Source organism: Candidatus Jordarchaeum sp. (assembly GCF_052745115.1).
Genome location: NZ_JBRAKS010000490.1, coordinates 1 through 2,206, shown reverse-complemented (window position 1 = coordinate 2,206; position 2,206 = coordinate 1). Strand labels below are relative to the sequence as shown.

The window sequence follows — 2,206 nt, the reverse complement described above, 5'->3', positions numbered from 1 at the left end:
CTGGTGGCCATTTTGAACCGGAATGGGTGGCCTGTTTGACCGGAATATCCAAAGGAAGGCGAAATCCAGGGCTTCAGCCGCCGCTATCTCATCAGCGCCATCGCTTCCCTCATTTTGGGGCTTATCGTCACCCTGCTTATTTTCCCCCAATTCTCCTCGCCTCCCCCCGACTCCTCATTCGAAGCTTATTTTAAGCTTTTCTGCCTGGCCTTTGGGTTTGGCTTCGGCTTCGATTCAATCCTTAAAGAAGCCAGCCAATGGCCCCTGATGTATAAAAAAAGAAAAGAAGCCATTAGCTCCAAGGGTGCGCATCTCAATCAAGAATAAAAACGATTGAAGACCTTAGAGGATCGATAAAAGGTTCCTCTGATTGATTCCAATGATAGAAAGAACGTTAGCAGATAACCATATTTATCACCATCTCAACGAATTCCAGGCGAAGCCTCACTTCCATTGCGCAGCACTAATTTCCATCCCGAACTTGCCACGAAATCAGTTCCAGGCGGCAACGACTCATCTCTCGCGACAGGCAGTCCATTGTCAAGGATTCACACTCCACAATGTCAAGGATTGACACTCTACACAGACATGGTCCATGCGGAGGCAAAGGGAAAGGCCGAAAAATAGAAGCATAAGAAAAAGTAGGCCCTCCCTTTTTCCGTTCTATGATATATAATTAGATAGTAAAGGAGTTATTGAATGAACAGATGGAATGACTGGCTGGAACAGGGCAGGAGGGACTTTGAGCGAGCAAAGTTAGACCTTGAAAATAAATATTATGAATGGGCATGCTTTACCTCCCAGCAATCAGCAGAAAAGGTCTTAAAAGCACTTGCACTTAAGCTCGGCTTAAATATATGGGGGCACTCTCTTATAGAGATAATCAATATTCTGACATGTAAGATTGATATCCCTGAGGAATTGAAGGACAAAGCAAAACTCCTTGATATATATTACATCCCGACAAGATATCCGAATGGATTTCCTTCAGGCAAGCCAGCGGATTACTTTACTGAAAAACAGGCAAAGGAGGCAATAGATGCGGCTGGTAGTATCATCCGGTTCTGTGAAAGCAATCTGGCTAAATAGAGAGGAAATACTTAAAAAATTGCGAAAAGTAAGTGAAGACGCATCAAAGGAATTTCCGGAAATACATGATATACGGCTATTTGGTTCTCTTGCAAAGGGAGAAGAAACCGGGTTAAGTGATATTGATATATTTATTGTGGCAGAAAGGCAGGACCCAAACCCAGTAGAAAGAATTAAGCGCTATTTTAGTTTTTTTTCTGACAGGCTCAAGATAGGGATAGATATAATTGTGGCAACACCTGAGGAAATGGAAAATTATAGAGCCACGCTGGAAGGCAGTATACTTTTAACAACCCCAAAAAGTAAGATCTCGAATACTATACAAACCAGATAGAGATGAAAGAAGATAAAAAGCTAAATTCCATTTTCAGGACATACCCTGAGATAAAACTGGTGTATTTATTTGGTTCAATGGCAACAGGCAGCGAGGGTCCCTTAAGCGATTATGATTTTGCCATTTATCTTGATACAAAAGATAAAACAAGGATTTATGAGATTAAAGCCGATATGATTGTCAGAATCGGCAAGCTACTAAAAACCGATAGTATAGATGTGGTCATTTTGAATTTAACGGATAACCCTGTCTTGAGATACATGATCATTAAAGAGGGCCGTTTGATCTATGAGAAGGAGCCGTTTAAGGTAATTTTAGAACCTATAATTTTAAATGAGTATTTTGATTTCCAGAAAATGCTGACTAAACATAATTTAACAAAGGCGCCTGTGTGGGCCGTATAAAACTAATCGAAAACAAGATAAGTTCTGTAAAGAAATATCTGAAGATACTTCAGCGCAACACTTGCTGCCAATCTTGTCAAAATGGTTGGATTCAGGAACATCATAACCCATGATTATGAAAAGATAGATTATGAAATTGTCTGCAATATATTGCAAAAAGGAGATAAAGCTATTAAAAATTTTCTAACGAGGATAGAGGAAAAACTGAAATTGAAATAATACCAATGTCCTATTTTCGAGAATGTGATAAAAAAATAAGCCAAAACCAAATAAACCAAAGAAACTAAAGAAACTAAAGAGACCAGATATCTTCCATTGCGAAGGAATAACTTCCAGTCGTTATCGACTACTTTCCAGCGACGAACCTTTGGTGAGGAGG

The 2,206-nt window shown here is 39.8% G+C and carries 3 protein-coding genes and 1 pseudogene; all 4 read left to right on the top strand.

Annotated features, from left to right (window positions below; translation table 11 throughout):
* The first annotated feature begins 699 nt into the window (after positions 1-699).
* Positions 700-1,089 carry a HEPN domain-containing protein gene (locus tag ACUVXA_RS19995; RefSeq protein ID WP_445873052.1) on the top strand — a complete coding sequence of 130 codons (390 nt, stop codon included), beginning with the start codon at positions 700-702 and terminating at the stop codon, positions 1,087-1,089.
* Positions 1,067-1,423 carry a nucleotidyltransferase domain-containing protein gene (locus ACUVXA_RS19990; RefSeq protein ID WP_445873051.1) on the top strand — a complete coding sequence of 119 codons (357 nt, stop codon included), beginning with the start codon at positions 1,067-1,069 and terminating at the stop codon, positions 1,421-1,423. The genes ACUVXA_RS19995 and ACUVXA_RS19990 overlap by 23 nt, the downstream gene beginning before the upstream one ends.
* A gap of 2 nt (positions 1,424-1,425) precedes the next feature.
* The gene (mntA, locus tag ACUVXA_RS19985) at positions 1,426-1,827 is read left to right on the top strand and encodes a type VII toxin-antitoxin system MntA family adenylyltransferase antitoxin (RefSeq protein WP_445873050.1); all 402 of its coding nucleotides are present in this window, start codon (positions 1,426-1,428) and stop codon (positions 1,825-1,827) included.
* A gap of 63 nt (positions 1,828-1,890) precedes the next feature.
* A pseudogene (locus ACUVXA_RS19980) lies at positions 1,891-2,046 on the top strand (HepT-like ribonuclease domain-containing protein); the annotation flags it as partial.
* Between the last annotated feature and the right edge of the window lie 160 nt (positions 2,047-2,206).